Source organism: Streptomyces roseifaciens, from assembly GCF_001445655.1.
Lineage (GTDB): Bacteria > Actinomycetota > Actinomycetes > Streptomycetales > Streptomycetaceae > Streptomyces > Streptomyces aureoversilis.
Genome location: NZ_LNBE01000004.1, coordinates 410,487 through 434,920, shown reverse-complemented (window position 1 = coordinate 434,920; position 24,434 = coordinate 410,487). Strand labels below are relative to the sequence as shown.

The 24,434-nt window shown below is 72.6% G+C and carries 22 protein-coding genes and 1 pseudogene; 7 read left to right on the top strand and 16 right to left on the bottom strand.

The annotated features are described in order from the left end of the window. Positions 1-1,034: 1,034 nt before the first annotated feature. Both AS857_RS42405 and AS857_RS19000 read right to left on the bottom strand, forming a co-directional pair. Positions 1,035-1,094, bottom strand: a pseudogene (locus AS857_RS42405) (hypothetical protein); the annotation flags it as partial. A gap of 23 nt (positions 1,095-1,117) precedes the next feature. Further along, positions 1,118-1,567, bottom strand: a complete 450-nt coding sequence (locus AS857_RS19000) for a hypothetical protein (RefSeq protein WP_058044500.1) — start codon at positions 1,565-1,567, stop codon at positions 1,118-1,120. 162 nt (positions 1,568-1,729) lie between these two features. Between AS857_RS19000 and AS857_RS18995 the strand changes: the two genes are divergently transcribed. Genes AS857_RS18995 through AS857_RS18990 form a run of 3 tightly spaced genes read left to right on the top strand, consistent with a single transcriptional unit; the run spans position 1,730 to position 2,996 of the window. After that, positions 1,730-2,584 (top strand): helix-turn-helix domain-containing protein, encoded by an 855-nt coding sequence (locus tag AS857_RS18995; RefSeq protein ID WP_058044499.1) that lies wholly within the window; start codon positions 1,730-1,732, stop codon positions 2,582-2,584. Between the two features lie 12 nt (positions 2,585-2,596). Further along, positions 2,597-2,800: a DUF397 domain-containing protein gene (locus AS857_RS37860; protein WP_079110498.1), complete on the top strand. Its 204-nt coding sequence runs from the start codon at positions 2,597-2,599 to the stop codon at positions 2,798-2,800. 4 nt (positions 2,801-2,804) lie between these two features. Further along, the gene (locus AS857_RS18990) at positions 2,805-2,996 is read left to right on the top strand and encodes a DUF397 domain-containing protein (protein WP_058044498.1); all 192 of its coding nucleotides are present in this window, start codon (positions 2,805-2,807) and stop codon (positions 2,994-2,996) included. Positions 2,997-3,569: 573 nt separating this feature from the next. Here the strand turns inward: AS857_RS18990 and AS857_RS41535 are convergent. The 5 genes from AS857_RS41535 to hrcA form a co-directional block, all read right to left on the bottom strand. Beyond that, the gene (locus AS857_RS41535) at positions 3,570-4,316 is read right to left on the bottom strand and encodes a helix-turn-helix transcriptional regulator (protein WP_245700313.1); all 747 of its coding nucleotides are present in this window, start codon (positions 4,314-4,316) and stop codon (positions 3,570-3,572) included. A 119-nt stretch (positions 4,317-4,435) separates the two neighbouring features. Further along, entirely contained in the window at positions 4,436-5,188 is a 753-nt protein-coding gene (locus tag AS857_RS18980) for a 16S rRNA (uracil(1498)-N(3))-methyltransferase (RefSeq protein WP_058044496.1), read from the bottom strand. After that, positions 5,185-6,315, bottom strand: coding sequence for a nitronate monooxygenase (locus AS857_RS18975; RefSeq protein ID WP_058046901.1), 1,131 nt, complete (start codon positions 6,313-6,315; stop codon positions 5,185-5,187). Before AS857_RS18975 ends, AS857_RS18980 begins: the two co-directional genes overlap by 4 nt. Before the next feature lie 151 nt (positions 6,316-6,466). Continuing rightward, the gene (gene dnaJ, locus AS857_RS18970; protein ID WP_058044495.1) at positions 6,467-7,603 is read right to left on the bottom strand and encodes a molecular chaperone DnaJ; all 1,137 of its coding nucleotides are present in this window, start codon (positions 7,601-7,603) and stop codon (positions 6,467-6,469) included. Then, positions 7,604-8,620 (bottom strand): heat-inducible transcriptional repressor HrcA, encoded by a 1,017-nt coding sequence (hrcA, locus tag AS857_RS18965; protein WP_058046900.1) that lies wholly within the window; start codon positions 8,618-8,620, stop codon positions 7,604-7,606. A 186-nt stretch (positions 8,621-8,806) separates the two neighbouring features. Here hrcA and AS857_RS18960 point away from each other — a divergent pair, with 186 nt between their 5' ends. Both AS857_RS18960 and AS857_RS18955 read left to right on the top strand, forming a co-directional pair. Next, the gene (locus tag AS857_RS18960) at positions 8,807-9,559 is read left to right on the top strand and encodes an MBL fold metallo-hydrolase (protein WP_058044494.1); all 753 of its coding nucleotides are present in this window, start codon (positions 8,807-8,809) and stop codon (positions 9,557-9,559) included. Positions 9,560-9,564: 5 nt separating this feature from the next. After that, the gene (locus tag AS857_RS18955; RefSeq protein WP_058046899.1) at positions 9,565-10,392 is read left to right on the top strand and encodes a DUF3097 domain-containing protein; all 828 of its coding nucleotides are present in this window, start codon (positions 9,565-9,567) and stop codon (positions 10,390-10,392) included. Between the two features lie 86 nt (positions 10,393-10,478). On the opposite strand, the gene hemW is transcribed toward AS857_RS18955, so the two are convergent. The 3 genes from hemW to lepA all read right to left on the bottom strand — a co-directional run bounded on the left by hemW (position 10,479) and on the right by lepA (position 15,844). Further along, the gene (hemW, locus tag AS857_RS18950) at positions 10,479-11,711 is read right to left on the bottom strand and encodes a radical SAM family heme chaperone HemW (protein WP_058044493.1); all 1,233 of its coding nucleotides are present in this window, start codon (positions 11,709-11,711) and stop codon (positions 10,479-10,481) included. A gap of 128 nt (positions 11,712-11,839) precedes the next feature. Then, entirely contained in the window at positions 11,840-13,729 is a 1,890-nt protein-coding gene (locus tag AS857_RS18945; RefSeq protein WP_058044492.1) for an AMP-dependent synthetase/ligase, read from the bottom strand. 252 nt (positions 13,730-13,981) lie between these two features. Continuing rightward, positions 13,982-15,844 carry a translation elongation factor 4 gene (gene lepA, locus AS857_RS18940; RefSeq protein ID WP_058044491.1) on the bottom strand — a complete coding sequence of 621 codons (1,863 nt, stop codon included), beginning with the start codon at positions 15,842-15,844 and terminating at the stop codon, positions 13,982-13,984. 213 nt (positions 15,845-16,057) lie between these two features. Between lepA and rpsT the strand changes: the two genes are divergently transcribed. Beyond that, the gene (gene rpsT / locus AS857_RS18935; protein WP_058044490.1) at positions 16,058-16,324 is read left to right on the top strand and encodes a 30S ribosomal protein S20; all 267 of its coding nucleotides are present in this window, start codon (positions 16,058-16,060) and stop codon (positions 16,322-16,324) included. 275 nt (positions 16,325-16,599) lie between these two features. Here rpsT and holA read toward each other — a convergent pair whose 3' ends face one another. After that, a complete protein-coding gene (holA, locus tag AS857_RS18930) occupies positions 16,600-17,586 on the bottom strand; it encodes a DNA polymerase III subunit delta (protein WP_058046898.1) in 987 nt (328 codons plus the stop codon). A gap of 72 nt (positions 17,587-17,658) precedes the next feature. Here holA and AS857_RS18925 point away from each other — a divergent pair, with 72 nt between their 5' ends. After that, positions 17,659-17,931, top strand: a complete 273-nt coding sequence (locus AS857_RS18925; protein ID WP_079110497.1) for a hypothetical protein — start codon at positions 17,659-17,661, stop codon at positions 17,929-17,931. Position 17,932: 1 nt separating this feature from the next. Here AS857_RS18925 and AS857_RS18920 read toward each other — a convergent pair whose 3' ends face one another. The 5 genes from AS857_RS18920 to AS857_RS18900 all read right to left on the bottom strand — a co-directional run bounded on the left by AS857_RS18920 (position 17,933) and on the right by AS857_RS18900 (position 24,297). Next, complete coding sequence (locus AS857_RS18920) at positions 17,933-18,787, bottom strand: arylamine N-acetyltransferase family protein (RefSeq protein ID WP_058044488.1); 855 nt, start codon at positions 18,785-18,787, stop codon at positions 17,933-17,935. A 170-nt stretch (positions 18,788-18,957) separates the two neighbouring features. Next, a complete protein-coding gene (locus tag AS857_RS18915; protein WP_079110496.1) occupies positions 18,958-21,513 on the bottom strand; it encodes a ComEC/Rec2 family competence protein in 2,556 nt (851 codons plus the stop codon). Beyond that, positions 21,510-22,361: a ComEA family DNA-binding protein gene (locus AS857_RS18910; RefSeq protein WP_079110495.1), complete on the bottom strand. Its 852-nt coding sequence runs from the start codon at positions 22,359-22,361 to the stop codon at positions 21,510-21,512. The genes AS857_RS18915 and AS857_RS18910 overlap by 4 nt, the downstream gene beginning before the upstream one ends. Before the next feature lie 118 nt (positions 22,362-22,479). Then, positions 22,480-23,325, bottom strand: a complete 846-nt coding sequence (locus tag AS857_RS18905; RefSeq protein WP_058044487.1) for a DegV family protein — start codon at positions 23,323-23,325, stop codon at positions 22,480-22,482. A gap of 174 nt (positions 23,326-23,499) precedes the next feature. Then, positions 23,500-24,297: a hypothetical protein gene (locus AS857_RS18900; RefSeq protein ID WP_058044486.1), complete on the bottom strand. Its 798-nt coding sequence runs from the start codon at positions 24,295-24,297 to the stop codon at positions 23,500-23,502. Positions 24,298-24,434 lie beyond the last annotated feature (137 nt).

Below are 24,434 nucleotides of genomic sequence, written 5' to 3'. Positions count from 1 at the left end.
GGTGGATTTCTGTCCCCCCAAACGAGCCGCCACCCCACCGACCCGCAGCCGGACGGGCAACCACCACGGTCCCGCGCTGAGCGAAGCGCCCCCAGCCCCGGCCGCAGCCCGCTCCCCCTCAGCCCAGGCTTATGGGATCGGTCTCCTCACGCGCGTGCATCCGTAGACAGCAGGAGCACAGCGGCCAACCACCCACCGGCCGCAAGCCGTCCTACGGGCCCGCGCCCCCATCCCCCCGCTGCCAGCCTGTTCTGACCCGCACCCGAACCACGGAACTCAGCCACAAGAAGGCAGGCACCGGCCGCCACCCGCCCACACCCCCGGGCCGAAGCTCCCACCAGTCCGCAGCCGGACCCTCGGCCACAACGGCGGCCCGGTGAGCGAAGCGCCCACGACGGCGGACACCACATCGCGGCAGCAGCCAGCTCCCCTCTCAGCCCAGGCCCATGCGCAAGGTCTCCTCACGCACCCGCATCCGTGACGGCAGGAGTACGGCGGCCAACACCCCACCGGCCGACGAGCGACCGCGAGCCGCCGAGGCCGGTCGGGCGCTCTCAGGGAGTCACTTCGCCTTCACCGTTGCACAACGTGCACGGCGCTTCGTGCTGCCACCCGTCCTCGTCCTCCCACTCGATCTTTCCGCTCCCCTGGCACGATGAGCACAACGGCATCGGTTCCGATACCCCGATCCGGTCGTATACGGAGTCCTCTTCCAAGAGGATCGCGCTCACCCCTGGTGGTGCGTTCTTGGTGACCTTGATCCGCAGACGGCCTTCCCACGTCCCGGCAACAACGCCCTCGACCCCGTCGGCCCACCCCGAACCGCTCGCCTCGACACGGATCCTGTCGCCATCCCGGACCGCCACTGCAGATCACTCCCATCGCCCAGCCCCCCGTCAGGGAACCATGCTGGAGCTCACGGACAGTGGCGCACAAGCCGCCCCGACCGCCCGCTACCTGCCGCCGCCCGGCTCCCACTGCGGCAACTCCGGGATCAGCAGCGCCCCATAGCCCGTAAAACGCCGGGTTCCGCAGCGGTCGCACCTCGCCGCGTCTCCCTCCTGCGTCCACCCCGTCGCGTGCGCACACCTCACCACGAGCCTCCCCACCACGGTGGTCACCCGATCGCCCCTTCGGCCAGCCGGTGCGCGTTGCGGAAGTGCCTGCGCACGGCGATCGCCGCGTCCACCGCCCTGTCCCCGCCGCACGCTTCCGCCTCGCGGCGGGCCGCCTCCAGTTCGGCGCATTCCTTGCATCCGACCAGCGACACGGTCGACGCTGCGCGGGCGTGCTGCTCGGCCACCTCCGTGATGTGGCCACCCACGCTCACCTGCAGCCGGCCGCCGCCTTCGCCCCCTCGCAGCCTCAGCCGCAGCGTTGCCCCTGCGGGTGCCGGCGCGGTGGCGATGAGCTCAGCCGTCAACGTCTCGGCGGCGCCCGCCAGTTCCGTCATGCCCCGCTCCCCGAGGACGGCCCGCAACACGGCCCGAGCGACCGCCTGTGCGGATGCGTCGCGCGGCAGTTCGAGCGTATACGTCCAGGGCTGCGATGCGGATACGGTTGCCATGAGGCCTCCCGGCGACGAGGTGAGGTTGGGCCGTTCGAGTGGCCCACGTCACATACCGTAGCGCCGCCGGGGAATGCATTCCACAGAAACGGTGGGGAGCAGCCCACAAGAGACCCGTTCGGGTGGGGCGGCACACGCACGTGCGAGCGCGAGGGGAACGCAATGCCATCCAGCACACCTCCACTGACGGTGCGCCGACGACGTCTTGGGGCCGAGCTGCGCAGGCTCCGCGAGCGGACCGATCTGACCGCCACACAAGCAGGGCAGTTGCTGGGTGCCACCCAATCGCGCATCAGCAATATCGAATCCGGTCGCTACGGCGTCAGCGCCGACAGGGTGCGGACGCTGGCCCGCCACTACGACTGCTCGGACCAAGCCCTCGTCGATGCGCTGGCCGCAATGACAGGCGAGCGCAGGCGTGGCTGGTGGGAGGAGTACCGCGATTCACTGCCCGCGAGCCTGATCGACCTCGCCGAACTCGAACACCATGCTGTTGGATTGCGGGTTTCGCAGGTCATCAACATCCCGGGCCTGCTTCAGACCACGGACTACGCTCGTGCCATCTTTCGCGAAGCCGTGCCGCAACTCTTGATGCATGAGATCGAATACCGGGTCTCCCATCGGATCAAGCGTCAGGCCATCCTCTACCGGGAGAATCCACCGCCCTACAAAGCGATCATTCACGAAGCCGCACTGCGTATGCGTTTCGGTGGTACCGCCATCGCGGACGAGCAGCTTGCCCACCTCCTGGACATGAGCGAGCACAACCACATCGCCATCCTCGTCATCCCCTTCGGCGGCAAAGGTTTTCCCACCTCCGGCCAGGGGGTCGACTACTTCTACGGCCCGGTCACTCAGCTCGACACCGTACAGATCGATACGGAACACGGCGGCGCGCTGATCGACAGCGCAGCCAAACTTCAGAAGTACCGGCTCGTGCAGGACCGCATGGAGGAGGCAGCAGTATCGCCTGCGGCTTCGCGCGACATCATTCACCGCATCGCCAAAGGCAATTGAAGGGACAAGGAAGTGTCCACGCTCATCTGGCAGAAGTCGTCCTACAGCCAGGAGGCCTCGTCCTGCGTCTATCTGGCTGCTGCTCCGTCAGGGCAGGTACTCCTCCGCGAGAGCGACACACCCGGCGCCGTACTCTCCGCGCCTCGCACCAGACTCCGCCCCCTCATATCCCACATAAAGGCCGGAACGCTGATCAGGCTCTCTAGCGAAGGATGAGGCCGTGTCCGGACTGCACTGGCAGAAGTCCTCGTACTGCGAGGCAGGCTCCACATGCATCCACCTCGCCGTCGGCGCCCCCGGCGCCGTCCTCCTCCGCGAGAGCGAAACCCCGGACGTCATCCTCGCCACAACCCCCGCGGCGCTCCGCCCCCTGCTCACCCGCCTGAAAACCGGAACGCCCAGTGCGAGCTGACCGGGTGGCCGCCGGTACCCCCGTATCCGGCGGCCGGCCCCGGCCGTTCCGTAGGAGTAGCCTCGCCGAGGGAGGGCCGGCCGGGCCATAGGAAGATCTTCCTACCGCGCTGCGCCCGGACAGGGTCCGGGCCCGGACCGTCTCCGGTCGTGGTGCGGCCTCAGGGGCAAGTGCTAGCTTGGTGGACGTGCGGCTGGGCGCCCGGTCGCGCAAAGACCCCCGCCGCGGAGGGCTAGTCCGTGACGAGGGTCGACCGAAAGTGACGGACGGTTTTGACCGTCAGCCCTCAGCCTGTGTGAGGACTGCCGGTCACCGTCCCGTCAGCCACCTCCCGAACTCGCGGATCACCGCGAAGATCCGTTCGCGAAGCGGCTTCTTCCGGTGGCGTCCCATGGGCGCCCCCTCCCTACAAACGCACCCTGCCCGGGGGTGCTCCGGAGGACGCCCACGCCGGGCGCCCTGGGCGAGCGTCCGGAGGGATGGATCCACGTCCTCGTGGGAGGGGGCGCACGAGGTGCGCCACAGATCACAATAGCGTTTGCCAGCCAGCGAGTTGGGCGAATGCCCGACCCGTCAGGCGACGAGCCCGCCCTGCCGGGCGACCACCAGCGTCGACACCCGATTGTTCGTGCCGAGCTTCCGATAGATCCGTTCCAGGTGACGGTTCACCGTGTGGGGCGAGATCGTCAGCCGGCGGGCGATCGCCGCGGCGGTGAGGCCTTCGGCCAGCAGGCCCAGTACGGTGACTTCCCGCGGCGTCAGATCGCTTCCGACGGCCGGGACGATCGCGCTGCGCAGGCGGCGCAGTTCGTACACGTGGTTGGCCATGGTCTGGATGACCGGCTGCATGCGGGTCAGGAAGGCGAGGTCCCGGTCGCCGAAGTCGCCGCGGCGGCCCACGAGGGCGACGCACATCTTGCCGTCCTCGCAGGCGAGGGGGACGCCCACCTGCTGGGTGACGCCGAAGTCCCGGCGCGCTTCCCGGTACCACTGGGTGTTGCGCCAGTCGTCGCAGATGTCGGTGATCTTCACCGGGGCCTGCTCGGTCATCCCGTACTCCAGGAGCGGGTGGCCTTGAAGGATCCGCCGTTCGACCAGACCGTCGACGATCTTGGTCAGGGCGTCCGGTGCCCAGCCCCGTACCGATCCGGTGCCTTCTGCGATCCGTACTTCCGAGAACGTCGCCGAGTCGCAGCCCAGCGAGTCCAGCAGCTCCCGGGCGATCAGGTGCCAGGCAGAGCCCAGGTCCTCGTGCTCCAGGACCGCGACGACCAGGTCGAGCATGCGCCCGTAGTCCCGTGTGCGGAGTTGTGCTGCCATGGCAGAGCTCGCTCCCCCCTCGTGACCCCCGTCATCCTCATACTTCTCGAAGTCGTCTTACGCGCGCCTGCGGCGCACCACCCGCGGCGCACCACCCGCGGCCCGCCGCCCGCCGCCCGTCAGGACCAGCGTCCCGTACGCCCCAGCAGCAGCGCAGCGGCAGCCGTGCCCGCGGTCGATGTGCGAAGGACGCTGGCGCCCAGGCGGTACGGCTGGGCGCCGGCCTCGGCGAACGCCGCGAGCTCCTCGGGGGAGACGCCGCCTTCGGGGCCGACCACGAGGACGATGTCGCCCGTCGCGGGCAGTGCGGCCGTGGCGAGCGCAGCGCTGTGGCCCTCCTCGTGGAGGACGGCGGCGAAGGCGGCGCCGGCGAGCAGCCCGGCGACCTGGCGGGTCGTCATCGGCTCGGCGACGTCGGGGAAGCGGAGGCGGCGGGACTGCTTGCCGGCCTCGCGGGCGGTGGCGCGCCACTTGCCGAGGGACTTCAGGCCCCGGTCGCCCTTCCACTGGGTGATGCAGCGGGAGGCGGCCCAGGGGACGATCGCGTCGACGCCGGTCTCGGTCATGGTCTCGACGGCGACTTCGCCGCGGTCGCCCTTGGGCAGGGCCTGGACGACGGTGATGCGGGGTTCGGGCTGCGGCTCGGAGCGTACGGACGTCACGGCGACGTCGAGCCGGTCCTTGCCCTCGACGGCGGCCACGGTGCCGAAGGCGCCATTGCCCTGACCGTCCGTCAGGCCGATCTCCTCGCCGACCCGGAGGCGGCGGACGGAGACCGCGTGGCGCCCTTCGGGGCCGTCGAGGGGGAAGACGGTACCGGGGAAGACCCCCGTCAGGGCGTCCTCCTCGACCAGGAACACCGGCGCTGTCATGACTCGCTCCCTCGCATTTCGCTCCCCCGCGTCTCGCTCCCCCGTACCGTGCCCCGCTCCCCCTGCGTCGATGTGTCCCGTGCCGCGTCGAGTTCGGTGATGAGCGTCTCGATGAGCGCGGCGGCGGGCAGGGGCCGGACGAGCCGGTGGCCCTGGCCGGCCCACAGGGCCATCGCCTGCGGGTCGCCCGCTTGGGCGGCGGCCTTGCGCAGCCCTGCCGTCAGGTAGTGGACCTGGGGGTAGGCGGCGGGGGCGTACGGGCCGTGCTCGTGGATGAAACGGTTCACCAGCCCGCGGGCGGGACGGCCCGAGAAGGCCCGGGTGAGCTCCGTACCCACGAACATCGGGTCGGTCAGGGCTTGTTTGTGCAGGGCGTGGGCGCCGGACTCGGGGCAGGCCAGGAAGGCGGTGCCGAGCTGCGCGGCGCTCGCGCCCGCGGCGAGGACGGCGGCTATCTGCTCGCCGCGCATCAGCCCGCCGGTGGCGATCACGGGGAGGTCGACGGCGTCGCGGACCTGGGCGAGCAGGGACAGCAGGCCGAGGCCCGCGCCCGCGCCGTCGGCGTGCGGGTCGTCGCGGTGGGTGCCCTGGTGGCCGCCGGCCTCGATGCCCTGGGCGCACACGGCGTCCGCACCGGCGTCGCGGGCGGCCAGCGCCTCGGCGGCCGAGGTGACGGTGACGACGGTCAGCGTGCCGGCGGCGGCGAGGGCGGCGACGGCCTCGCGCGAGGGGCAGCCGAACGTGAACGAGACGACCGGCACGGGGTCGTCGAGGAGGATCGCGAGCTTCGCGTCGTAGGCGTCGTCGCCGCCGTGGTCCCGGTCGCCCAGCGGCGTCTCGTACCAGGCGGACTCGCCGGCGAGCTGCTCGGCGTAGACCTCGACGGCCGCCGGGTCGGCGGCGGGTGGCTGCGGCATAAACAGATTCACACCGAAGGGTGCGGCGGTGCGGGCGCGAAGCTGCTTGATCTCTTCGTACATCGCCGCGGGCGTCTTGTAACCGGCGGCCAGGAAGCCGAGGCCGCCGGCCTCGGACACCGCGGCCGCGAGGGCGGGCCCGGAGACGCCGCCGGCCATGGGCGCCTGCACGACCGGGTGCCGGCACAGGCCGGTGAGCGCGGAGGCCACCCTGGGTTCGTATGCCATGACCACATCGTGTCACAGACCATGTCAATCACCGGACGGGCTCGATCCGAGCCCGTCCGGTGAAAAAGACCACACAGGTGCGTAGAGGACCAGGGGGAAGCGGAGCGCTCAGCGTCCGTCCCCGGCCCAGCGCCTACCGCCCGTTGAACGCATCCTTCAGCCGCGAGAACAACCCCTGCTGCCCGGGCTTGAACTCGCCCATCGGCCGCTCCTCGCCCCGCAGCTTCGCCAGCTGCCGCAGCAGCTCTTCCTGCTGCGGGTCGAGCTTGTTGGGGGTGATGACCTCGACGTGCACGACGAGGTCGCCCCGGCCGCCGCCGCGCAGGTGCGTGACGCCGCGCTGGTGCAGCGGGATCGACTGGCCCGACTGCGTGCCGGGCCGGATGTCGATCTCCTCGACGCCGTCCAGGGTCTCCAGCGGCACCTTCGTGCCGAGGGCCGCGGCCGTCATCGGGATGGTGACCGTGCAGTGCAGGTCGTCACCGCGGCGCTGGAAGACCGTGTGCGGCTTCTCGTGGATCTCGACGTACAGGTCGCCGGCGGGGCCGCCGCCGGGGCCGACCTCGCCCTCGCCCGCGAGCTGGATCCGGGTGCCGTTGTCGACACCGGCCGGGATCTTGACCGTCAGGGTGCGCCGCGAGCGGACGCGGCCGTCGCCGGCGCACTCCGGGCAGGGGGTCGGCACGACGGTGCCGAAGCCCTGGCACTGCGGGCACGGCCGGGAGGTCATGACCTGGCCGAGGAAGGAGCGGGTGACCTGCGAGACCTCGCCGCGGCCGCGGCACATGTCGCACGTCTGGGCGGAGGTGCCCGGGGCCGCGCCCTCGCCGCTGCAGGTGGTGCAGACGACGGCGGTGTCGACCTGGATCTCCTTGGTCGTCCCGAAGGCGGCCTCGTCGAGGGTCACTTCGAGACGGATCATGGCGTCCTGGCCGCGCCGGGTGCGCGAGCGCGGGCCGCGCTGCGACGCCTGTCCGAAGAAGGCGTCCATGATGTCGGAGAAATTGCCGAAGCCCGCGCCGAAGCCACCGGCGCCGCCACCGCCGCCGGACGCGGAGAGCGGGTCGCCGCCGAGGTCGTAGACCTGCTTCTTCTGCGGGTCCGAGAGCACCTCGTAGGCGGCGTTGATCTCCTTGAACCGCTCCTGCGTCTTCGGGTCCGGATTGACGTCCGGGTGCAGCTCGCGGGCGAGGCGGCGGAAGGCCTTCTTGATCTCGTCCTGCGAGGCGTCGCGCCGTACGCCCAGGACCGCGTAGTAATCCGTGGCCACTTACGACTCCGCCAGGATCTGTCCGACGTAACGTGCCACTGCGCGTACCGCTCCCATCGTTCCGGGGTAGTCCATGCGGGTCGGTCCGACCACGCCGAGTTTGGCGACTGCCTCGTCGCCCGAACCGTAGCCGACGGCGACGACCGATGTGGAGTTCAGTCCCTCGTGAGCGTTCTCATGGCCGATGCGCACCGTCATCCCGGAGTCCTTGGCCTCGCCCAGCAGCTTCAGCAGCACGACCTGCTCCTCCAGCGCCTCCAGCACGGGCCGGATGGTGAGGGGGAAGTCGTGACCGAAACGGGTGAGATTGGCGGTGCCGCCGATCATCAGCCGCTCCTCGGTCTCCTCGACCAGCGTCTCCAGCAGGGTGGCCAGCACCGTAGAAACGGTTCCGCGGTCCTCCTGCTCGAAGGACTCGGCCAGATCCGCCACCAGCTGCGGGACGTCCGTGAACCGGCGGCCCACGACACGGCTGTTGAGCCGCGCGCGCAGATCCGCCAGGGAGGTCTCGCCGATCGGGGCCGGGCAGTCGATCATGCGCTGCTCGACCCGCCCGGTGTCCGTGATCAGCACGAGCATGACGCGGGCCGGAGCCAGCGAGAGCAGCTCCACGTGGCGCACCGTCGAACGGGTCAGCGACGGATACTGCACCACCGCGACCTGCCGGGTCAGCTGCGCCAGCAGGCGGACCGTGCGCCCCACGACGTCGTCCAGGTCGACGGCGCCGTCCAGGAAGTTCTGGATGGCGCGCCGCTCCGGCGTCGACAGGGGCTTGACGCCCGCCAGGCGGTCGACGAAGAGCCGGTAGCCCTTGTCGGTCGGGATGCGGCCGGCGCTGGTGTGCGGCTGGGCGATGAAGCCCTCCTCCTCCAGCGCGGCCATGTCGTTGCGCACCGTGGCCGGGGAAACACCCAGCCGGTGCCGCTCGGTGAGGGCCTTGGAGCCGACCGGCTCCTCTGTGCCCACATAGTCCTGGACGATGGCGCGCAACACCTCGAGCCTGCGTTCGCTCAGCATCGCGCGCACCTCCAAGTCCAGACCGTCTTACGGGGCCCGTTCCTGGCACTCAGCAGTCACGAGTGCCAAAGCCCTCCAGCCAGTGTACGGCCGTGCACCACAGGCAGGGCAAGAGCCGTCCCCGCCGCGTGCCCGCGGCAGGACGCCGGACGGGCAACCGTACCGCGCTCCCGCTAGCGTCCTGGTATGGACAGCGGTCAGCAAGGCCAGGGGCATGCAGCACGGTGGGAGCGGCTCGCGCCGGGCGTCGCGCGCCGCCGAATGCCGACGTGGGACGCCACCGTCGGGGCCGTCGCGGGCAGTACGGGCGTGCTGCTCGTGGACACCGGCTCGACGGTCGCGGAGGGCGCTGAGCTCGGGCGCGAGGTGCGCGAGCTGTTCGGCCGGGAAGTGACGCATATCGCTCTGACGCACCCCCACTTCGATCACGTCTTCGGCACGGCGGCCTTCCCGGGCGCGGAGGTGTACGGGGCCGTGGGCGCCGCCGAGCTGATGCGGCGCGAGCGCGAGGAGCTGCGCCTGGACGCGGAGCGGTACGGGCTCGCGCCCGGGGCCGCCGCGGAGGCCGCCGAGCGGCTGGTCACGCCCCGGCACCCGGTCAGCGGGGAGCTGACGCTGGACCTGGGCGACGGGCCGCGGGTGCTCCTCGCCAACCTCGGGCCCGGCCACACCGCGCACGACCTGGCGGTCTTCGTCGCGGGCTCGGGCGGGGCGCCCGAGGTCGTCTTCTGCGGGGACCTGCTGGAGGAGTCCGGCGAGCCCCAGGCCGGACCGGACGCTCTCCCCCACCGGTGGCCCGCGGCCCTGGACCGGCTGCTGGCGCTCGGCGGCGAGGACGCGCTGTACGTGCCGGGGCACGGGGCGGTGGTGGACGCGGCGTTCGTACGGGCGCAGCGGGACGCCTTGGCGGCACGCTTCGGCGTGTCCCGGGAAGAATGATCGCCATGCGCAGCAGACAGTACGGACCGGACCTGACCCCTCCGTGGAAGCGGAACACGCCCGTGCCCGAGGTGCCGGCCGAGGCCGACCTCGTGGTCGAGGAGGTCACCACCGGTTTCTGCGGGGCGGTGATCCGGTGCGAGAAGACGGCGCAGGGGCCGGTGGTCACCCTTGAGGACCGCTTCGGCAAGCACCGGGTCTTCCCGATGGAGCCTCGCGGCTTCCTCCTGGAGGGGCGCGTCGTCACCCTCGTACGCCCCGCGGGTGCGGCACGCGCTCCCCAAGGGCCCGCGCGGACGGCCTCCGGCTCGATCGCCGTCCCCGGGGCGCGCGCACGCGTCGCCCGGGCGGGCCGCATCTACGTGGAGGGCCGCCACGACGCCGAGCTCGTGGAGCGGGTGTGGGGCGACGACCTGCGCATCGAGGGCGTGGTCGTCGAGTACCTGGAGGGAATCGACGACCTCCCGGCGATCGTCCGCTCCTTCGCCCCCGGGCCGGACGCCCGGCTGGGCGTCCTGGTGGACCACCTCGTGCCCGGCTCGAAGGAGTCGAGGATCGCGGCGGAGGTGACGGGCGATCACGCGCTGGTCGTGGGTCACCCGTACGTGGACGTCTGGGAGGCGGTGAAGCCGTCGTCCGTGGGCATCCGGGAGTGGCCGCGGGTGCCGCGGGGGCAGGACTGGAAGACGGGGGTGTGCCGGGCACTGGGGTGGCAGGAGAACACGGGCGCCGCGTGGCAGAGGATCCTTTCGGGCGTGCGCTCGTACAAGGATCTTGAGCCGGAGTTGCTGGGACGGGTGGAGGAACTGATCGACTTCGTGACGGCTCCATAGCCGCGGCTCCGCCCGCTGCCGGACGGCTAAAGATTTTCAGCCGTCCGGCGATTGAGGACCGGGGTCCGGGGCAGAGCCCCGGGACCTCAGTCCACCAGGTCCCGCACCACCGCATCGGCCAGCAGCCGACCCCTCAGGGTCAGGACCGCGCGGCCCTGCGCGTACGGGCCGGGGTCCAGCAGGCCGTCCGCCAGAGCACGGGCGGCCGCCGCCGCGCCCGCGGGCCGCAGCAGCGACAGCGGGCAGCCGTCCACCAGCCGCAGCTCCAGCAGGATCCGCTCGACCCGCTGGTCCTCCTCCGGCAGGACCTCGCGGCCCGCTCCCGGGGAGCGTCCCTCGGCCAGCGCCTGCGCATACGCGCCCGGGTGCTTGACGTTCCACCACCGCACGCCCCCCACGTGGGAGTGCGCGCCGGGTCCCGCGCCCCACCAGTCCGCCCCGCGCCAGTAGAGCTCGTTGTGGCGGCAGCGGCCGGCGTCGGTCGTGGCCCAGTTGGAGACCTCGTACCAGGAGAAGCCCGCGGCGGTGAGCGCCTCCTCGGCGATGAGGTAGCGGTCGGCGTGGACGTCGTCGTCGGTCATCGGGACCTCGCCGCGGCGGATGCGGCGGGCCAGCTGGGTTCCCTCCTCGACGATCAGCGCGTACGCGGAGACGTGGTCGGGGCCGGCGCCGATCGCCGCGTCGAGGGAGGCGCGCCAGTCGTCGTCCGACTCCCCGGGGGTGCCGTAGATCAGGTCGAGGTTGACGTGCTCGAAGCCGGCCGCGCGCGCCTCGCCGACGCACGCCTCGGGGCGGCCGGGCGTGTGCGTGCGGTCGAGGATCTTCAGGACGTGCTGCCGGGCGCTCTGCATGCCGAAGGAGATCCGGTTGAAGCCGCCCTCGCGCAGCTCCGCGAGGTAGCGCGGGTCGACGGACTCCGGGTTGGCCTCGGTGGTGACCTCCGCGCCGTCCGCGAGGCCGAACTCGTCGCGGATCGCCGCGAGCATCCGCACGAGGTCGGCGGCGGGCAGCAGCGTGGGCGTGCCGCCGCCGACGAAGACGGTCTCGACGGGGCGCGGGTCATCGCCCAGGACCTTCCGTGCGAGGCGGATCTCCTCGGCGACCGTCTCGGCGTAGTTGTCCCGCGAGGCGAGCGCGCCGCCGGAGCCGCGCAGCTCGCTCGCGGTGTACGTGTTGAAGTCGCAGTACCCGCAGCGCGTCGCGCAGTAGGGCACGTGCAGGTAGAACCCGAGCGGCCGCTGCCCGGCGCCGACAAGGGCGTGACGGGGCAGGGCCCCGTCCTCGGGCATGGGTTCGCCGTCAGGCAGTACGGAAGGCATGAGTCCATTGTCCGGCATCGCCGGAGCGGACCGGCCTGGCCGGGACCGCCCCGGTCGGGACCGGCCGGGTCACCGCCCGGAGGGGGACGCCTCGGGACACCTCCCGAGAAGCGATCACCCCGCGGCGATCACTTCTCGCGAGCCCCCTCGTACATCTCCTCGATCAGGTCCTTGTAGCGCCGCTCCACGACCGGCCGCTTCAGCTTCAGGCTCGGCGTGAGCTCGCCGTGCTCGACGTCGAGGTCGCGCGGCAGCAGCCGGAACTTCTTGATCGTCTGCCAGCGCTGCAGGCCCTCGTTGACCCGCTCGACGTAGCCCTCGATGAGCTCGGTGGTCTGCCTGTCCGCGACGACCTCGGCGTAGGACCTGCCCGCCAGGCCGTGCTCGGCGGCCCAGGTCATGAGGGTGGGCTCGTCCAGCGCGAGGAGGGCGGTGCAGTAGTTGCGGTCGGCTCCGTGCACGACGGCGTTGGAGACGAAGGGGCACAGGGCCTTGAAGCGGCCCTCGATCTCGGTCGGTGCGACGTACTTGCCGCCCGAGGTCTTGATCAGGTCCTTCTTGCGGTCGGTGATGCGCAGGTAGCCGTCGGGCGAGAGCTCGCCGATGTCGCCGGTGTGGAACCAGCCGTCGCTCTCCAGGACCTCGGCGGTCTTCTCGGGCAGGCCGTGGTAGCCGGCCATGACGCCGGGGCCGCGCAGCAGGATCTCGCCGTCGTCGGCGATGCGGACCTCGGTGCCGGGCAGCGGCTTGCCGACGGTGCCGGTGCGGTAGGCCTCGCCGGGGTTGACGAAGCTGGCGGCGCTGGTCTCGGTGAGGCCGTAGCCCTCCAGGATGTGGATGCCGGCGCCGGAGAAGAAGAGGCCGATGTCCACGGGCAGCGCGGAGGCGCCGGAGATGCAGGCGCGCAGCCGGCCGCCGAAGGCCTCGCGGATCTTGGCGTAGACGAGGGTGTCCGCGATCCGGTGCTGCGCGGCGAGGCCGAAGGGGACGGTCCTGCTGCCGGTGCGGCGGAAGTTCTCCTGCGAGACCCGGGCGTACTCGCGGGCGACCTCGGCGGCCCAGCGGAAGATCTTGTACTTGGCCCCGCCGCCCTCGCGGGCCTTGGCGGCGACGCCGTTGTAGACCTTCTCGAAGATGCGCGGGACGGAAGCCATGTAGGTGGGCCGGACGACCTTGAGGTTCTCGGCGATCCGGTCCTGCCGCCCGTCGATGGCGGTGACGTGCCCGGTGCTGATCTGGCTGCAGGTCAGCACCTTGCCGAAGACGTGGGCGAGCGGCAGCCACAGGAACTGCACGTCGTCGGGGCGGACCATCTCGGTGGCCTGGATGGCGCGCGCCATGTACGACCAGGTGTCGTGGGGCAGGCGGACGCCCTTGGGGCGGCCGGTGGTGCCGGAGGTGTAGATGAGCGTCGCGAGCTGCTCGGAGCGCAGAGCGGCGATGCGGTCGCGGACGGTGCCGGGCTCGGCCTCCAGGCGGGCGGCGCCGCGCCGCTCCAGCTCGGCGAGGGAGAGCACCCAGCCGTCGGGGTCGCCGTCGGCGGGGACCGCGTCCTTCTCGTCGATGACGACGACGTGGGCGAGTCCGGGCAGGTCGGCGCGGTGCTCGCGGGCCTTGGCGAGCTGCGCCGCGTTCTCCGCGATGAGCACCCGGCTCTCGGAGTCGGAGAGGATGAACGCCGTCTCCTCGGCGTTGGTGCTGGGGTAGACCGTGGTCGTGGCGGCGCCGGAGCAGAGCACTCCGAGGTCGGCGAGGATCCACTCCACTCGGGTGGCGCTGGAGAGGGCTACGCGCTCCTCGGCCCGTACGCCGAGGTCGGCGAGGCCCGCGGCGATCGCGAAGATCCGCTCGGCCGCCTCACCCCAGGAGAGCGAGGCCCAGGTTTCGGCGCCCTGGCCGGAGGGGGCGGGGACCGGATAGCGGTAGGCCTCCGCGTCGGGTGTCGCCTCGACGCGTTCGAGGAGGATCGTCGCCACGGAGGGCGGCCGGTTCTCGATCAAAGCCTGTGTCTCGGTCACGGCGTCCTCCGGGGCCCGATCGTTGCTGGTGACTCACGAGTAACCTTCCAAGCAGTGATCAGCGTAAGCCGCCCGGGCCCGCTGCGTAAGGGCCTGGGATGGGCTTGTCGAAGCTGTGACCAGCAGGCGCGCCCCCGGCGCGGCCAATGACGCAAAAGCGCCCGTCCCCCGAGGGGAACGGGCGCTTCGGAGCGCTGCGAGGCGGTGCCGGCGGGTGTCCGCCGGGTCGCTTCGCCGGGGCCTCCGGCAGGGCTACTTCTTGCCCTTCTCCCCGGACTCGTCGCTGGACAGCACCGCGATGAAGGCCTCCTGGGGGACCTCCACGCTGCCGACCATCTTCATCCGCTTCTTGCCTTCCTTCTGCTTCTCCAGCAGCTTCCGCTTACGGGAGATGTCACCGCCGTAGCACTTGGCGAGGACGTCCTTGCGGATGGCGCGGACCGTCTCACGGGCGATGACGCGGGAGCCGATCGCGGCCTGGATCGGCACCTCGAAGTTCTGCCTCGGGATGAGCTCGCGCAGCTTGGCGACGAGCCGCACGCCGTAGGCGTAGGCCTTCTCCTTGTGCGTGATCGCGGAGAAGGCGTCGACCTTGTCGCCGTGCAGCAGGATGTCGACCTTGACCAGGTCGGCGGTCTGCTCGCCCGTGGGCTCGTAGTCGAGGGAGGCGTAGCCGCGGGTCTTGGACTTCAGCTGGTCGAAGAAGTCGAAGACGATCTCCGCGAGGGGGAGGGTGTAGCGCAGCTCGACCCGGTCCTCGGAGAGGTAGTCCATGCCCAGCATCGTGCCGCGGCGGGACTGGCAGAGCTCCATGATCGCGCCGACGAACTCGGTGGGCGCGAGGACGGTCGCCTTGACGACCGGCTCGTGCACCTCGGCGATCTTGCCCTCGGGGAACTCGCTCGGGTTGGTGACGACGTACTCGGCGCCGTCCTCCATCCGCACGTTGTAGACCACGTTGGGCGCGGTGGCGATGAGGTCCAGGCCGAACTCGCGCTCGAGCCGCTCGCGGACCACGTCGAGGTGGAGCAGGCCGAGGAAGCCGACGCGGAAGCCGAAGCCGAGGGCGGCCGAGGTCTCCGGCTCGTAGACCAGCGCGGCGTCGTTGAGCTGGAGCTTGTCGAGGGCCTCGCGCAGCTCCGGGTAGTCCGAGCCGTCCAGCGGGTACAGGCCCGAGAAGACCATGGGCTTCGGGTCCTTGTAGCCGCCCAGGGCCTCGGTGGCGCCGTTCTGCTGGGAGGTGATCGTGTCACCGACCTTGGACTGCCGGACGTCCTTCACACCGGTGATGATGTAGCCCACCTCGCCGACGCCCAGGCCGTCGGCCGGGAGCATCTCGGGCGAGTTGGTGCCGATCTCCAGCAGCTCGTGGGTCGCGCCGGTCGACATCATCTTGATGCGCTCGCGCTTCTTGAGCTCGCCGTCGACGACACGGACGTAGGTGACCACGCCGCGGTAGGAGTCGTAGACCGAGTCGAAGATCATCGCGCGGGCCGGGGCGTCCTTGACGCCGACCGGGGCCGGGACCTCGCGGATGACGCGGTCGAGCAGCTCGGGCACGCCGACGCCGGTCTTGGCGGAGACCTTGAGGACGTCCTCGGGGTCGCAGCCGACGAGGTTGGCGAGCTCGGCGGCGAACTTCTCCGGCTGGGCGGCAGGCAGGTCGATCTTGTTGAGGACCGGGATGATCGTGAGGTCGTTCTCCATCGCCAGGTAGAGGTTGGCGAGGGTCTGGGCCTCGATGCCCTGCGCGGCGTCGACCAGGAGGATGCAGCCCTCGCACGCGGCGAGCGAGCGCGAGACCTCGTAGGTGAAGTCGACGTGACCAGGGGTGTCGATCATGTTGAGGATGTGGGTGTTGCCCTTGTCCTCGGTGGGCGCCCACGGCAGACGGACCGCCTGGGACTTGATCGTGATGCCGCGCTCGCGCTCGATGTCCATCCGGTCGAGGTACTGCGCGCGCATCTGCCGCTGGTCGACCACGCCGGTCAGCTGAAGCATCCGGTCGGCGAGCGTCGACTTGCCATGGTCGATGTGCGCGATGATGCAGAAGTTACGGATCAGAGCCGGGTCGGTACGGCTCGGCTCGGGCACGTTGGTAGGGGTCGCGGGCACGCAGGATCCATTCGGTGACTTCGGCGTTTGAACGCCAGTCTCGGCGGGAGTCGGGTATACGACTCCCCCATCGTCCCACGACCGGCGGCCTCGGTCCGGTTTGGGCGGCCGGAGGGGCTACTGGTAGCCTGGTCCACTGTGCCTGTCGTGCCCTCTACACGATGGCCACACCACGCAGTACTCGAAATCCAACGAACCTGAAAAGGCTCTTTCGTGGCGAACATCAAGTCCCAGATCAAGCGGAACAAGACCAACGAGAAGGCGCGCCTGCGTAACAAGGCCGTCAAGTCCGCGGTCAAGACCGCTGTCCGTGCGGCCCGCGAGGCCATCGTCGCCGGTGACGCCGAGAAGGCCACCGCCGCCGTTGCCCTGGCCGGCAAGAAGCTCGACAAGGCCGCCACCAAGGGTGTCCTGCACAAGAACGCCGCCGCCAACAAGAAGTCGGCGCTGGCCAAGCAGGTTGCCGCCCTCAAGGGCTGAAGCCTTTCCGGGGCGTGAGCCCCGGTCCTTCGCCGGCACCGGACCCAGCGGACCCTCTCTACCGCTCCGGTACGGCACCCCGCCGCGCACGGTCGTTCGCCACGCGGGCGCGGCATGAGCCTCACGGCTCGATGAACGAACCCGGGCCCCGGGTCACCCTTTCCCCAAGGGTGACCCGGGGCCTTCGGGGTTTTCGGGGCCTGGATTGTTGTCGACCGTCGTAAGGGGGGGCAGAACATGTTCTGCCCCCCCCTTACGACGGTCGACGACGACGCTCAGCCGCGGCTACGGGCCGCCCGCGCCACGGCGACGACCGCCTTTTCGAGCGCGTACTCCGGATCGTCACCGCCGCCCTTGACGCCCGCGTCGGCCTCCGCGACGGCGATCAGCGCCGCGGCCACTCCGTCCGCCGACCACCCCCGCATCTGCTGCCGCACCCGGTCGATCTTCCACGGCGGCATCCCGAGATCCCTGGCCAGATCCCCGGGCCGCGCCCCGCGGGGGGCGGAGGCGAGCTTGCCGATGGCGCGGACGCCCTGGGCGAGCGCACTCGTGATCAGGACGGGCGCGACGCCCGTGGACATCGACCAGCGCAGCGCCTCCAGCGCCTCGGCGGTCCGCCCCTCCACCGCGCGGTCGGCGACGGTGAAGCTGGAGGCCTCGGCGCGGCCCGTGTAATAGCGGCCGACGACGGCGGCGTCGATCGTGCCGTCGATGTCGGCGACGAGCTGCGTGCAGGCGCTGGCCAGCTCCCGCAGATCGCTGCCGATCGCATCCACCAGGTTCTGGCAGGCCTCGGGGGTCGCGGAACGGCCGGCGGCCCGGAACTCACCCCGCACGAATGCCAGGCGGTCGGCAGGCTTGGTCATCTTGGGGCAGGCGACCTCGCGCGCCCCGGCCTTGCGCGCCGCGTCCAGCAGGCCCTTGCCCTTGGCGCCGCCCGCGTGGAGCAGCACCAGGGTGATCTCCTCGGCGGGCGCGGAGAGATACCCCTTCACGTCCTTGATCGTGTCCGCGGAGAGGTCCTGGGCGTTGCGGACGATCACGACCTTGCGCTCGGCGAAGAGCGAGGGGCTGGTCAGCTCGGCGAGGGTGCCCGGCTGGAGCGCATCGGGGGTGAGGTCGCGGACGTCGGTGTCGGCGTCGGCGGCGCGGGCGGCCGCGACCACCTCCCGGACGGCGCGGTCCAGCAGGAGATCCTCCTGGCCCACGGCGAGCGTGAGGGGGGCGAGCAGATCGTCGGTTGCAGTCTTCCTGGCCATCGCGTCCAGCATCCCACGCGCTACTGACACCTCCCCCCGCGCAGCCGTCCCCCGGTATCGCACAATGTGCGTGTGAGCAGCCGTTATCTCTCTTCAGACACCGATTCCGTACGACACCTCCTGGTGCTTCCCGACCGCGACGCCGCCGAGGAGGCGGCCGAGGAGGCCGCCCAGCGCTTCACCCTGGACGACGACCCGCAGATAGTGCGCGAGGCGCTGGCCGGCGAGGACGACGCCGAGGACGCCCAGTGGCTGGTCGTCCTGGAGGACCCGGAAGGGGAACTCGACCTCGCCGCCCTGCGCGAGCTCGCCGAGGAGTACGACGGCTGGCTCGAAAGGGAGTGACTCACCCCTCCGCGGGGACCGGACCGCCCGCCTGCGCCCCGGCCTCCTGCGGACCGCCCGCCTGCGACGGGCGTGCCTGAGCCGGGCGCGCCTGCGGTACGCGCTCCAGCTCCATGCCGAAGTGCTCCCGGAAGGCGGGCAGGATCTCCTCCTCCGCCAGCGTCAGCACCTGACGGCCCGTCGGGCCGCTGGTCACCAGGGTGCGGTCGCTGATGGTGACCCGGCCCTCGCCGGCGAGCATCGAGCAGATCACCGCCTGGGTGAAGAGGGACTTGGGCGAGGTGCGGTGCCACCAGCAGCAGCCCTCGAAGTCCGCCAGCTCCCGGGGCCGGCGTTCGAGGCGGTACTGCAGCTCGCCGTCCTTGAGGACGTCGAGGTCCCCGTCCTCCGTCTCGGCTATCCGGAAGGTCCCGGCGGGGTCGGGCTGTTCCCCCCGCTCGTCGAACCGCAGCGGGTAGTGGCTGTTCCTGCCGAAGCCGATGTCCACCAGCCACGGCTCCCCGGCGTCGACCCGCAGCGCGAGGTGGTCGAAGGGCGGCCCGAACGAGCCGTCGGGCCCCACCACCCGCCCGGCCAGCAGCGTGACCCGGTAGCCCAGGGCGCTCAGCAGCGCGGCGAAGGCGCCGTTGAGTTCGTAGCAGAATCCGCCGCGCCCGGCGGTCACCTTGGCCACCAGGGCGGCGGGGTCCAGCACGACCTCCTCGCCCAGGTGGACCGAGAGGTTCTCGAAGGGCACCGCGTGCAGGTGGCGGATGTGGAGCTCGCGCAGCGCCTCCGGACCCGCGGCGGAGGGGCGGGTGCCGCCGATGCGGCTCAGATAGGCGTCGACCGCCTCGTCACTGATGATCTTGTCCATGGGTCAGTTATCCCTCAGGCCGGGGGCCGGTGACATCGGGCTGTGGTCCTGCATCTCTGTGTCCTTGCTCTCCCGTCCCTGGTCGCTCGTCCCTGGTCCCTGGTCTCTCGTTCCTGCTCGCTCGTCCCTTGTCCCTGTCCTCTCGCTCCTGCTCGCTCGCCCCTGTCCTCTCATGCCTGTCCTCCCGCCCCTGCTCGCCGCCGGCCGGCGGAAGCCTTCGTGACCGCTGCGACCTCCCTCCCCGCGCCCGTCACCGCGACCGGCCCGTCGGTGTCCGTGCGGACGACGGCCGCACCCTGCTCCCGGAGCGCGGCGAGCGTGCGCGGCGACGGGTGCCCGTACGGGTTCCCGGCGCCGGCCGAGACGACGGCCAGGCGGGGGCGGAGCCTGCGTATCAACTGCGGGTCCTGGTACGCGGAGCCGTGGTGGGCGACCTTCAGGACGTCCACGGCGGGCAGCCCGGGATGCGCCTCCGCGAGGGCCTGCTGAGCGGGCGGTTCGAGGTCGCCGAGGAGCAGTGCGGTCAGGCCCCCGCTGCGGACCAGCAGGGTGACGCTGGCGTCGTTGGGGCCCTCCTCCGCCACGGCCGACGTGCCCGCGGGCGGCGGCCACAGCACCTCCCACTCCAGCTCCCCCACCCGGCCGCGCTCCCCCGGCCGGGCCGTGGTCACGGGCACGTGCGCGCGCCCGGCCTCGCGGCGGACGAAGGCGGCCCGGCCCGGGGGTTCGGCGAGCGACGTCGTCTCGACGGCCCCGACCGCGCGCCCGCGCAGCACCCCGGGCAGGCCGTCGACGTGGTCGGCGTGGAAGTGGCTCAGCAGGACGAGCGGCACGCTGTCCACGCCGAGGGCCCGCAGGCACCGGTCGACCGCGCGCGGCTCCGGACCGGCGTCCACGACCACCGCGCTCCCCTCGCCCGCCGCGAGCACCAGCGCGTCCCCCTGGCCCACGTCGCACGCGGTGAGGCGCCACCCGGGCGGCGGCCAGCCCGTCACCGCCCGGGTCAGGGGCGCCGGGCGGACGACCGCCACGAGCAGCAGCAGCGCACAGCCCGCACAGGCCCAGGGGCTGCGCAGCAGCCCGCGGGCGGCGAGCACGGCGGCAGCCGTCAGGGCGGCCAGCAGCAGGCCCCCGGCCCAGCCGCCCGGCCAGCCGAGCTCCGCGCCGGGCAGACCCGCGCCCGTACGGGCCACCGCGGCGGCCCACGATGCGGGCCAGGACGCGAGCCAGGCGCACCCCTCCGCGACGGCCGGGGCCACGGGGGACACGGCCATCGCGGCGAAGCCCAGCACCGTGGCGGGCGCGACCGCTGCCTCGGCGAGGAGATTGCAGGGCACCGCCACCAGGCTCACCCGCTCCGCGAGCACCGCGATCACCGGCGCGCAGACGGCCTGCGCGGCGGCAGCCGCGGCCAGGGCCTCGGCCGGGCGTGGCGGCACCCCTCGTCGTTGCAGGGCGGCGCTCCAGTGCGGCGCGAGGGTCAGGAGGGCGCCGGTGGCCAGCACCGACAGCAGAAAGCCGGGGCTGCGGGCCAGCCAGGGGTCGTAGAGCACGAGCAGCAGGGCGGCCGCTGCCAGGGCGGGCAGCAGGCTGCGCCGGCGGCCCGTGGCGAGCGCGAGCAGCAGCACCAGTCCGCAGGCGGCCGCCCGCAGCACGCTCGGCTCGGGGCGGCACACCACGACGAACCCCAGCACGAGCCCCGCGCCCAGCACCGCCGTGGCCCGCAGGGGCACCCCGAGCCGGGCGGCGAGCCCGCGGCGCTCGGCCCGCGCGGCCAGGTGCGGCGGGCCGACGAGCACCGCGAGCAGGATCGCGAGATTGCTGCCGGAGACGGCCAGCAGGTGCGTCATCCCGGTCGCCCGGAACGCCTCGTCGAGGTCCTCCGGAACCCGGGAGGTGTCCCCCACCACCAGCCCGGGAAGCAGCGCGCGGGCGTCCGGGTCCAGCCCGTCCGTGGCGTCCCGCAGACCGGCGCGGAACCGGGCCGCGACCCGCTGGACCGCACTGGGGCCGCCCACGACGGCGGGCGGCTCCCGGCCGCCGATCCGCAGGACCGCGGCGGGCGGGGGCCCGGAGCCCGCCGCCCGGGACGGCAGGGCCAGGCGCCCCTCGGCCCGGACCCGGGTGGAGGGCAGCAGCCCGGCCCAGGAGGGCGGCGCGATCAGCAGCACGGGCGTACGGACGGCGGTGGTGATGCGCCCGGCGGTGACCTCGGTGGCCTCGGCCCCGATCACGACCGCCGGCGCCGCATGGACCGCGCCCCGCGCGTGGGGACGCGTGGCCCTGGGGTCGGTGGTGACCGTGGCCTCGACGGCGACGTCGGCCTGTCCGCGAGCCAGCCCGGGCAACGGCCCACGGCGGACGTCGGCACCCCGCAGGGCGGCCACCGCCGCACCGGCGGCGGCACACAACAGGACGGCGGCGAGAGCGACGACGATCCCACGCCGCGGGCCTCGTGCGCGGAACGGGGCGCCGCTCTGTGGGTCCGGCGGCCCGTGGGGGCCGCGGCCGCCACCGGCGGCGAGCGCGCCCACCATGAGTGCCCCGGCCGCCGGCACTCCGGCCGCCGCCGACAGAGCGACCGTCCACCCCGTCGCCGTCAGGGCCGCGGCCGCTGCCGCCCACGCCGCCAACGCGGGCGCCACCAGCCGCAGGTCCACTGGGCCCTCGCGGCGGAGCCCGGGTAGGGCTTCGGGCGGCGGTCCGGTGTCGGTGGTGGTCGTCATGGCTGCACCAGCGGGCGGAGGTCGGTGAAGCGGCGGCTGCCGATGCCGTTGACCCGGCGCAGTTCTTCGACGGAGCGGAAACCGCCGTGCTGCGTGCGGTAGTCGAGGATGTGCCGGGCCAGGACGGGCCCGACGCCCGGCAGGGCGTCCAGCTGCTCGGCCGTCGCGGCGTTCAGGCTCAGCGGCACGCCGGGCGCCGGGCCTCCCGCACCCGCCGGAGCCCCGGGGGCCGCCGAGGCTCCGGGGACGCCCGGAGCAGCCGCGGGCCCCGGTGCGCCCACCACGATCTGCTCGCCGTCCACGAGGACGCGCGCCCGGTTGATGCCCGTCGTGTCCGCCCCCGGCCGGGCTCCTCCGGCCGCGGCCAGCGCGTCGGCCACCCTCGATCCGGGCGGCAGGCGCAGCACGCCGGGCTTGCGGACCTTGCCCGCCACGTCCACCACCACCGCCCCGCCCGTACGGGCCACCGAGGGCGCGACGGGCGCGGGAACGGCCGGCGAGGACGGCGGCGCGGCCGCTGCGGCCGGTGCCTCCCGTGAGGGCACCCGCACGGTCTGCGGGCGCCCGGCCAGGAAGTGGTACGCGGCGAAGGCGCACGCGGCGACCAGCAGGACCGTCAGCGCCGCGAGCGTCCTCGGCTCGATGCCGCACCGCAGCTGCGCCCACAGCGGCAGCCGCTCCCGCAGCGCGAGCCGCCAACTCGCCCCGCTGCGAGGGTCATTCAGTCCGCCGGAGTCTTCCGCACCCGAGGCAGGCCCCGCCGGCCGCCCCGGAAACAGCTCCCCCGCCCGCTCCCGCAGCGAAGGGCCGCCGGGCTCAACTGCCGCATTTCTCGGGCGATCCGTCATGCGCAAGACCGTAGAGCGAGACGCCCGATCCCGCTCGGACGGCCCGATTCCCGTGGATATCCCGGCAGTTGTGGATAACCCCGTCACCCCACCGGGGGAAGGACAAGGAGCTGCGGCCCTACTTCGGTGCCACCACCACGCCCAGCAACCCCGGCCCGGTGTGCGCCCCGATGACCGCGCCCACCTCGCTGACGTGCAGCTCCTCCAGCGCCGGCAGCCGCTCCCGCAGCCGGTCGGCCAGCAGGGTCGCGCGGTCGGGGGCGGCCAGGTGGTGGACGGCGATGTCGACGGGGGCCGCGCCCGCGCGCTCCACCGCGATCTCCTCCAGCCGGGCGATGGCCTTGGACGCCGTGCGCACCTTCTCGCGCAGCTCGATGCGGCCGCCCTCCAGCTGCAGCAGCGGTTTGACGGCGAGCGCCGAGCCCAGCAGGGCCTGGGCCGCGCCGATGCGGCCGCCCCGCCGGAGGTAGTCGAGGGTGTCGACGTAGAAGAAGGCGGCCGTGCCCTGGGCCCGCTTCTCCGCGGCGGCGACGACCTCGTCGAGGGTGCCGCCGGCGTCCGCCGTCTCGGCGGCGGCCAGCGCGCAGAAACCGAGGGCCATGGCGACCATGCCGGTGTCCACGACCCGCACCGGCACCGGCGCCTCGCGCGCCGCGAGGACCGCCGCGTCGTACGTACCGGAGAACTCGGCCGACAGGTGCAGCGAGACGATGCCCCGCGCGCCGGCCTCGGCCGCCGCGCGATAGGCGGCCGCGAAGACCTCGGGGCCGGGCCGGGAAGTGGTCACCGACCTGCGCTTCTGCAGGGCCTGGGCCACACTGCGGGCCGAGATCTCGGTGCCCTCTTCGAGCGCTTCGTCGCCCAGTACGACGGTCAGCGGTACGGCGGTGATGCTGTGCCGCTCCATCGCCCGCTGCGGCAGATAGGCCGTTGAATCAGTAATGACAGCGACATGGCGGGACATGTTCCGGAGATTACCCGCAGGGGCGCTCCGACGGCAGTACGGGCCCCGTACAGGTGATCATCCCGCGGGACCGCCGGACAGCGGAAGGCCGCATGGGGTACACGCACGGGACACACGCACAGGGCGCACCGGGGCACAGGCAGCGGGCCGCGAGCAGCGGGCGCACCGGACCGGTCAGGTGGTGCTCTCCGGGCGGCTCGTCTTCTGCCAGGAATAGCCCGGCTGCCGCCATCCGTCCTGGTCCCGCCCGGTGATCGCACGAGGCTCGGGCGCGGGCTCGGGCCGCTCCCCCGCCGGTGCACCGGCGCCCGGAGCCGCAGCCGGCTCCCCGGCCGGCGCACTCGCCGCAGCCTGCCCACCCGCCGCAGCCTGCGCACCCACCGGACCGGCCGGACCCGGCATGCCCGCAGCCCCTCCGGCCACCGGCTCGTCGCTCCAGTGCCGCAGCGCCCCCGCCTCCATGCGGATCTGGCCGCTCAGCGTCTCCAGGTCGTCCTCGGCGAAGCGCCGGGCGCGGTCCTGGGCGGCGAAGCGCAGGGAGTCCGCCGAGTCCTTGACGCGGGCCGTGCGCTCGCGGAGCTCGGGCAGGCAGGCCGCGACGCGGGCCTTGTCCGGCTCGTTCTCCAGGCGCTTGAGCTCGTCGTCGAGCTCGTGGCCGTGGGCGCTGAGCCGCTGGAAGAGGGCGAGCGCCTCGGACAGCGAGGCGTCGTCGGGCGCGGCGCTCTGCAGGGCGTCCTGCGTGGCGCGCATCGACGTGCGCAGGGACAGGCGCAGCTGGGCGACCTCCCCGGCCGCTCCCGGCTGGGCGAACTGCCGGGCCTTCAACCGGGTGTCCTCGACCGTGCGGCGCGCCTGGCCGACGGTGCGGTCCACTCCGCGCTTGACCGCCCGTGCCGTCCTGACCGTGGCGATCACCCCGAGTGCGACGAGGACCGCGAAGATCAGAACGACGATCACGGCCACGGCTTCCATGACGCTCCTCGGCTGGGGGACGACAGCTTTCCCTACGGTTTTTTCCTACGTCTCCACCGTAAACGGCACGGGCAGGCCAGGGGTTCCGAACGAACCCCCAACCTGCCCGTAGGGAAGAACCCTCAGTAGGCCGGACC

Bases quoted from the DNA above. Each gene is read 5' to 3' on its own strand.
- AS857_RS18980 (WP_058044496.1), bottom strand. From the start codon at position 5,188: ATGACAGCGCCGGTGTTCCTGGTCGAGGAGGACGCCCTGACGGGGGTC.
- AS857_RS41535 (WP_245700313.1), bottom strand. From the start codon at position 4,316: ATGGCAGCACAACTCCGCACACGGGACTACGGGCGCATGCTCGACCTG.
- AS857_RS18955 (WP_058046899.1), top strand. From the start codon at position 9,565: ATGCGCAGCAGACAGTACGGACCGGACCTGACCCCTCCGTGGAAGCGG.
- AS857_RS18915 (WP_079110496.1), bottom strand. From the start codon at position 21,513: ATGACGACCACCACCGACACCGGACCGCCGCCCGAAGCCCTACCCGGG.
- hrcA (WP_058046900.1), bottom strand. From the start codon at position 8,620: ATGCTGAGCGAACGCAGGCTCGAGGTGTTGCGCGCCATCGTCCAGGAC.
- AS857_RS18910 (WP_079110495.1), bottom strand. From the start codon at position 22,361: ATGACGGATCGCCCGAGAAATGCGGCAGTTGAGCCCGGCGGCCCTTCG.
- AS857_RS19000 (WP_058044500.1), bottom strand. From the start codon at position 1,567: ATGGCAACCGTATCCGCATCGCAGCCCTGGACGTATACGCTCGAACTG.
- holA (WP_058046898.1), bottom strand. From the start codon at position 17,586: ATGGCCAGGAAGACTGCAACCGACGATCTGCTCGCCCCCCTCACGCTC.
- AS857_RS18905 (WP_058044487.1), bottom strand. From the start codon at position 23,325: ATGTCCCGCCATGTCGCTGTCATTACTGATTCAACGGCCTATCTGCCG.
- AS857_RS18900 (WP_058044486.1), bottom strand. From the start codon at position 24,297: ATGGAAGCCGTGGCCGTGATCGTCGTTCTGATCTTCGCGGTCCTCGTC.
- hemW (WP_058044493.1), bottom strand. From the start codon at position 11,711: ATGCCTTCCGTACTGCCTGACGGCGAACCCATGCCCGAGGACGGGGCC.
- AS857_RS18995 (WP_058044499.1), top strand. From the start codon at position 1,730: ATGCCATCCAGCACACCTCCACTGACGGTGCGCCGACGACGTCTTGGG.
- AS857_RS18920 (WP_058044488.1), bottom strand. From the start codon at position 18,787: ATGGACAAGATCATCAGTGACGAGGCGGTCGACGCCTATCTGAGCCGC.
- AS857_RS18960 (WP_058044494.1), top strand. From the start codon at position 8,807: ATGGACAGCGGTCAGCAAGGCCAGGGGCATGCAGCACGGTGGGAGCGG.